The sequence below is a fragment of the Streptomyces misionensis genome (assembly GCF_007896895.1).
GTDB lineage: Bacteria > Actinomycetota > Actinomycetes > Streptomycetales > Streptomycetaceae > Streptomyces > Streptomyces misionensis_A.
The window spans coordinates 75,881-83,372 of the sequence record NZ_VOGW01000049.1; the positions used below are offsets into that span (position 1 = coordinate 75,881).

Here is a 7,492-nt window from a genome sequence, read left to right on the forward strand (position 1 = left end):
ATCGGCACGTAGGCCGCGGGCACCATGTGCGCGGGCAGCAGGCTCTCCAGGTGGGCCCGCAGGTCGGCGGCGGGCGGGGGCGGCGCGGTGCGCCGGCCGGTGCCGGTGCCGACGACGTGGGCGACGAGGCGGCGGGTCCCGGCGGCGTCCTCGTACACGCCGACCGCGGCCGCGCCCACGCCGGGGTGGCTGTGCAGGGCGGCCTCGATCTCGCCGGGTTCGATGCGGTAGCCGCGGATCTTCACCTGCTGGTCTGCGCGGTCCAAGTACTCCAGGGAGCCGTCGGCCCGGCGGCGGGCTCGGTCCCCGGTGCGGTACATGCGGGTGCCGGGCCGCCCGAACGGGTCGGCGAGGAACCGGGTAGCCGTGAGGCCGGGCCGGTTCAGGTAACCGCGCGCCAGGCCCTCGCCGGCGACGAACAACTCGCCGACGGCGCCGGGCGGCACGGGACGCAGCAGGTCGTCCAGCACATGCACCCGCAGGTCCGGGATGCCGGTGCCGATGGGGCTCGCGGCACCGGTGCGGGCCGTCGAGCGGTCCAGCGGCGCGTAGGTGACGTGCACGGTGGTCTCGGTGATGCCGTACATGTTCACCAGGCGCGGCGCGGTGTCCGGGTGGCGCAGGTACCAGTCGGCGAGCCGGTCCACGTCCAGCGCCTCACCGCCGAACACCACCGTGCGCAGGGCCAGTCGGGCGCTGACGTCGGGGAGTTCGGCGTCTGCCCGCACCAGCGGGTGGAACGCGGAGGGGGTCTGGTTGAGGACGGTGACCCGTTCGTCGGCGAGCAGCCGCAGGAAGTCCTCCGGGGAGCGCGCGGTGTCCTCGGGGACGATCACCAGCCGGCCTCCGTGCAGCAGCGGGCCCCACAGTTCCCACACGGAGAAGTCGAAGGCGTAGGAGTGGAACAGCGTCCACACGTCGTCGGGGCCGAAGCCGAACCAGTGCCTGGTGCGGTCGAACAGCCGGACCACGTTGGCGTGCGGGATGACCACGCCTTTGGGGCGGCCGGTGGAGCCGGAGGTGTAGATGGCGTAGGCGGGGCTTTCGGGCAGCGCGCGGCGGGCCGGTCCGGTGGCCGGGCGGCGGGCCAGGTCGGCGCGGACGCCGGGGTCGTCCAGCGGCAGGATCGGTACGGCCTGGTCTGCCTCGGCTCCGCTGGTGGTCACCAGCGCCACCGGGGCGGCGTCGGCGAGCAGCTGCCGTACCCGCTCGGCGGGCAGCCGGGGATCGATGGGCAGGTAGGCCGCTCCGGTCTTCAGCACGGCGAGCACGGCCACCACCAGGTCGGTGGAGCGGGGCAGCGCGAGGGCCACGAACGTCTCGGGACCCGCGCCGAGTTCGGCGAGCCGGTGGGCGAGCCGTCCGGAATGGGCGTCGAGGGTGGCGTAGTCGAGCCGGTCGTTGCCGCAGCTGACGGCTTCGGCGCCGGGGGTGCGGGCGGCCTGGGCGGAGAAGAGGCCGTCCAGGGTGTCGGCGGGCCGGCCCTCCTCGGTGCCGTTCCACTCGACCGGGAGGCGCCGCCTTTCCTCGGCGGTGATCCAGGCGAGGTCGCGCACGGGCCGCTCGGGGTCGTCGGCCAGCTCGGTGAGCAGCAGGCACAGCCGGCCGGCGAGGTCCCGTACGGTCTCGGCCTCGAACAGTTCCGGGTCGTAGGCGAGGTCGAAGCCGAACCGGTCGCCCTGGTAGGCGCGCAGCACGAGCGCGTAGTTGGTGGCGTCGCGGGCGCAGACGTCCGCCAGGCGTATCCCTGCGTCGGCGGAACGAGCCTCGTCGAAGGGGTAGTTCTCGAAGGCGACCATGCTGTCGAACAGCGGGCTGCCGGACGGCACGTCGCTCAGCGCGGTGAGCTCGGCGAGGGACACCGCCGCGAATCGCCGTCCGTCGGCCTGTGCTTCCTGGAGCTCCCTGAGCCAGTCGGTGGCGGTACGGCGGCCGTCCACCCGGACGCGGGTGGGCAGGGTGTTGATGAACATGCCGACCATGGACTCGACGCCGGGCAGGTCGTCGGGGCGCCCGGAGACGGTGGTGCCGAACAGCACGTCCGGTTCGGCGCTGTAGCGGGACAGCAGCAGCGCCCAGGCGCCCTGCACCACGGTGCCGAGGGTGAGCCCGGCGGCACGGGCGGTGCGGGCCAGCCGCGCGGAGACCTCGTCGGACAGGCCGGCCGTGTGCAGGCCCGTGGAGCGGGTTTCGTGCCCGGGGCGCCGGGCCCGGTCGGCGGGCAGCGGGGTGGGGGTGGCGAACCCGGCGAGGACGTCCCGCCAGTGCGCGCGGGCCGCACCGCCGTCCTGCCCGGCCAGCCAGCGCACGTAGTCGCCGAACGGCCGGCGGGCCACAGGCCGGGGCGTGGCGCCGGTGGTCAGCGCCGTGTACTCGGCGAACACCTCGGTGAGGACCTGGGCCAGGCTCCAGCCGTCCAGGATGAGGTGGTGGGAGGTCCACAGCAGGTGCAGCCGGTCACCGGGCAGCCGGACGAGGGTGAGCCGCATCAGCGGGGCGGCCGTGAGGTCCAGCCCGCGCGCGAGGTCGTCGGCGCGCAGCCGGTCCCAGCGCGCGTCCCGCTCCGCCGGGTCCAGCTCCCGCCAGTCCACCTGCTCGACGGGCACGGTGACCCGTCGGTGCACGACCTGGAGCGGGACTGGCACGCCCTCCCAGACCACGGAGGTACGCAGGGCGGGGGTGCGGTCGGTGACCCGCTGCCAGGCCAGTGCGAGCGCACCGGGATCGGTGACGCCCTCCAGGAGCAGCGCGGCCTGGTCGATGTACACGTCGTCGGGTCCGCCGACCAGCCGGTGGAAGAGCATGCCTTCCTGGAGCGGGGTGAGCGGCAGCAGGTCCTCGGTGTCCCGGCCGTCGCCGGCGATCCGGTCCACGGCGGCCTGGTCGAGGCGGGCCAGCGGGAAGTCGGAGGGCGTACGGCCGCCCGCGCCGGCGCTCGCGCAGTGCTCGGCGATGGCGCCGAGGGCCTGCACCATACCGTCGGCCAGCCGCTCCACGGTTCCGGCCCGGTGCACCTGGTCGCTGTAGTGCCAGGTGATCTCGAGCTCGCCGTCGGCGACCAGGGCGGACACGTCCAGCAGGTGGTCGAGCGGCTCGCCGGGGTCGGTGTCCCGGCCGGGCACGTCGGCGACGGGGGCGAAGTCGCCGCCGCCGGGCGCCTCCCACTGGCCGTGGTAGGTGAAGCACACCTGGGGAAGCGGCAGTTCGGCGAGGGCGCGGGCCTCCGGGCGGGGTGAGCCGAGGTGGGCCAGCGCCTGGTAGCCGAGGCCGCGCCGGGGCACCGCCCGCAGCTGTTCCTTCACGGCCTTGAGGGTGCTCCCCCAGTCGTCCGGTGCGGCCGGAGTCAGGGTGACCGGGTACTGGGTGGTGAACCAGCCCACCGTGCGGGACAGATCGGCGCCCTCGACCAGGTCCTCCTCACGGCCGTGCCCCTCCAGCGCGACGGTCACCCGGTCGGTGCCCGTCCAGTCCGCCAGCACCCGGCCGAGCGCGCTCAACAGTACGTCGTTGGCCTGGGTGCGGTACGCCCCGGGCACGCGCCGCAGCAGCGCCTCGGTGGTGGCGCGGGCCACCCGGGTGCGGACGGTGCGCACGGACCCGGCGAGCGGGGTGCCGGGCAGGTCCACGGGGAGCGGGGCGCGGGACTGAGCCGCCTCCCGCGTCCAGTAGGGCAGGTCGTCGTCGAGGTCGCCGGCCCTGACCCGGTCGGCCAGTTCGCGCGCCCAGTCGGCGAACGCGGTGTGCTCGGGCTCGGGCCGGGGCTCCTCCCCCGCCGCCGCCTGCCGGTAGGCGTCCGCCAGACCGGTGAGGAGGACCCGCCAGGAGACGCTGTCGACCGCCAGGTGGTGGGCGGTGAGGAAGAGTCGCGGGCGCCGGCCGCCGGTGAGCAGGGCGGCGCGCAGCAGGGTCCCGGTGGCCGGGTCGAGCGCCGCGCGGGCCTCCTGGGCGGCCTCGACGGGCGGGGTGCCGGGGGCATGGCGGGTCAGCGGCGCGGTGGCCGGGGCGGCACCCGGCTGCTGGAGCCAGGTGTCCCCCGAGCGGATGAAGCGGGTGCGCAGGGCCGGGTGCCGCGCCACCAGGGCGGCCAGCGCCTGTTCCAGTGCCCGCTCGTCGAGGTCGTGCGGCAGGTCGAGCAGCATCGACATGGTGAAGTGCCGCAGCGGGCCGTGCGTGGCGAAGAACCACTCCTGCACCGGGGTGAGCGGGACGGGCCCCTCCTGCCGGGGGCGACGGGGCGCCGGCACGCCGGCGGTGCGCGGGCGCGCGGCGGCGGCCAGGTCGGCGACCGTCTGGTGCCGGAAGACGTCCTGCGAGCCGATCCGCAGCCCGGCGGCGCGGGCCCGGGAGACGGCCTGGATGCTCAGGATGGAGTCGCCGCCCAGTTCGAAGAAGTTGTCCGTGACGCCCACCCGGGAAACCCCGAGCACCTCGGCCCAGACGGCCGCCAGGGTTTCCTCGTCCGGGGTGCGGGGGGCGACGAACTCCCGTTCCGTCTCCGGGGTTTCCGGGGCGGGCAGGGCGCGGCGGTCCAGCTTGCCGCTGGTGGTCAGCGGCAGCGTGTCCAGGGGGGTGAAGGAGGACGGCACCCAGGCGTCGGGGAGCACACGGCGCAGGGCGGCCCGCCCCCGCCGACCTGCGGGCCGGGGCGCGCCGGGTGCGGGCACGACGTAGGCCGCGAGGCGGGTGTGGCCTTGCGCGTCGGGTACGGCCACGACCGCGGCGTCGGTGATGCCGTCCAGCGCGAGCAGCGCGGCCTCGATCTCGCCGGGCTCGATGCGATGGCCGCGCACCTTGACCTGGTCGTCGGCGCGCCCGAGGTAGTCGAGGCGGCCGTCGGCGGTCCAGCGGGCCAGGTCGCCGGTGCGGTACATGCGGGTCCCGGCCGGGCCGTGGGGGTCGGGCAGGAACCGGGTGGCGGTCAGGCCCGGGCGGCCGGTGTAACCGCGGGCCAGCTGGCCGCCCGCGAGGTACAGCTCGCCGCCGACCCCGGGCGGTACCGGCTGGAGCCGGTCGTCCAGTACGTAGGCGCGCACGCCGAGCAGCGGCCGGCCCACCAGCGGGCGGTCCCCGCCGTCGATGCGGCAGGACAGCGCGTCGACGGTGCACTCGGTGGGGCCGTAGAAGTTGTGGGCGGCCACGTCCGGGTGGGCGGCCAGTTCCCGCCAGAGCGCGGGCCCGACCGCCTCGCCGCCGAGCATGAGGATCCGGGGGTGGTGCCGGGGATCGGTGAGCAGCCCGGCGGGCAGCAGCTGCCGCAGGTAGGAGGGGGTGACGTCGAGGAAGTCGACGCGGTGCTCGACGACGTACTCGACCAGGGCGGCCGGGTCCATCCGGGTCACCTCGTCGACCAGGTGCAGCGGGTGGCCGTCGGCCATCAGCAGCACGCCCTCCAGGGAGGTGTCGAAGGAGAACGAGGCGGTGAGCGCGACCCTGAGCGGGCCGCCGCCCGCCTCGGCGACGAAGCCCGCCCGGTGCGCGGCGAGCAGGTGCGCAGCCGAACGGTGCGACACCGCGACGCCCTTGGGGCGGCCGGTGGAGCCGGAGGTGTGGATGACGTACGCGGTGTGCTCTGGGTCCAGCGGGGCGCGCCGCTCGGCGTCGGTCGGGTCGGTGTCCGGGGCGGTCGCGGGTACGGCGCGCAGGGCGTTCTCGTCCAGCACCAGGGCCGGCCGGGCATCGTCCAGCAGGTACCGGACGCGTTCCTCCGGCAGGGCCGGGTCGAGCGGCAGGTAGCCGGCGCCGGACTTCCAGACGGCGAGAATCGCGGTGATCATGTCGGCGGTGCGCGGAAGCCGCAGCGCGACCAGCCGTTCGGGGCCCGCGCCGAGTGCGATGAGGTGGTGGGCGAGCCGGTTGGCGCGGGCGTTGAGCGTGCCGTAATCGAGCCGTTCACCGCCCGCGACGAGGGCGAGGGCGTCCGGGGTGCGGGCGGCGCGGCGCTCGAACAGCTCCGCGTGCGGGGTGTCGGGCTCCGGGCGATGCGTGCCGGGGTCCCCGAAGGCGAGGACCCGGCGTGTCTCCGCCTCGGACAGCAGCGGGAGGGTGCCCAGCGGGCGGTCCGGGGTGGCGGTCGCGCTCTCCAGCAGGCGCAGCAGCTGTCCGGCCAGCCGTTCGGCCGTGGCCGTGTCGAACAGGTCGGTGCGGTACTCCAGCAGCCCGGTCAGGCTCTCGCCCTCGGGTACGAACTCCACGCTCAGGTCGAAGGTGGCCGCCTGGCGGGGCACGCCGACCGGGGTGGTGGCGAGGCCGTGCGGGGCGGTCGCGGCGGGCGGTTCGGGGTGCAGCAGGACGAGGACGTCGAACAACGGATTGCGGCCGGCCTCGCGGGGTGCGCCGACCGCCTCCACGACCCGCTCGAACGGCGTGTCGCCGTACGCGAAGGCGTCATTGACGGTGTCGGCGACCCGCTCCAGCAGCTCGCGGAACGAAGCCGAGCGGTCCACCGGAGTGCGCAGGACGACGGTGTTCACGAAGAAGCCGACGGTGCGTTCCAGCTCGGTGCGGGAGCGGCCGGGGGTCAGGGAGCCGACGGTGATGTCGTCCTGTCCCGACCAGCGGGCCAGCAGTGCCTGAGTCGCCGCGACCAGGGCGGTGTGCAGGGTGCTGTGCTGCTCCCGCGCGAGGGCGCGCAGCCGGGTGGTGAGTGCGGCGGGGACGGTGAAGCCGTGGACGGCGCCGGTGCCCGCCTCCTCGCCGCGCCGCGGCCGGTCCAGGGGCAGCTCTGGTGCCACAGCGCCGGTCAAGCGCGCTTTCCAGTGCGCGAGTTGGCCGTCGAGCCGGGCGCCCGAGAGCTGATCGCGCTGCCACGCCGCGAAGTCCGGGTACTGCGTGGCCACCGGCGGCAACTGCGGCGCGGCACCTTGGGCGAGGGCGTCGTAGGCGGTGCACAGCTCGTCCAGGACGACGCCCATGGACCAGCCGTCGGTGACGATGTGATGGGCCGTCAGCAGCAGGACGTGCGCGGTGGCGGACTCGCGCAGCAGCAGGGCGCGCAGCAGCGGTCCGTGGCGCAGGTCGAAGGGCCGGGCGTACTCCGCTCTCAGGTCCGCGTCCAGGTCGGCGGTGTCCCGGACCGGGAGCGGCACCGGGCCCGCCGGGTGCACCCGCTGCGCCGGGCGGCCGTCGGTCTCCTCGAAGGTGGTGCGCAGGGCCTCGTGCCGGGACACGACGGCGGCCAGGGCCGAGCCCAGCGCCTCCTGGTCCAGCGGGCCGGTGAAGCGGACGGCGACCGCGCTGTTGTAGCGAGGGTCGCCGGGCCGTAGCCGGTCCAGGAACCACAGGCGCTGCTGGGCGAAGGACAGCGGCAGCGGGCGGTCCCGGTCGGCGCGCGGGATGCCCTGGCGGGCGGCCGGGGCGGCGTGGCCGGCCCGGCCGGCGAGCCGTCGGCGCAGCGCCTCGCGCATCTGCTCGGGAAGTGCCTCGACACGGTCCCGCTTGGAGGGACGGGCGGGGCCGGAGGGGTTCGAAGGGGTCGAAGACGTCATGGTCGTCG

1 protein-coding gene is annotated in these 7,492 nt (G+C 75.7%); it reads right to left on the minus strand.

The window, feature by feature from the left end; all coding sequences use genetic code 11:
- A partial coding sequence (locus FRZ03_RS08840) for a non-ribosomal peptide synthetase (RefSeq protein WP_146464621.1) occupies positions 1-7,484 on the minus strand: 7,484 nt, incomplete at its 3' end.
- Positions 7,485-7,492: the final 8 nt, after the last annotated feature.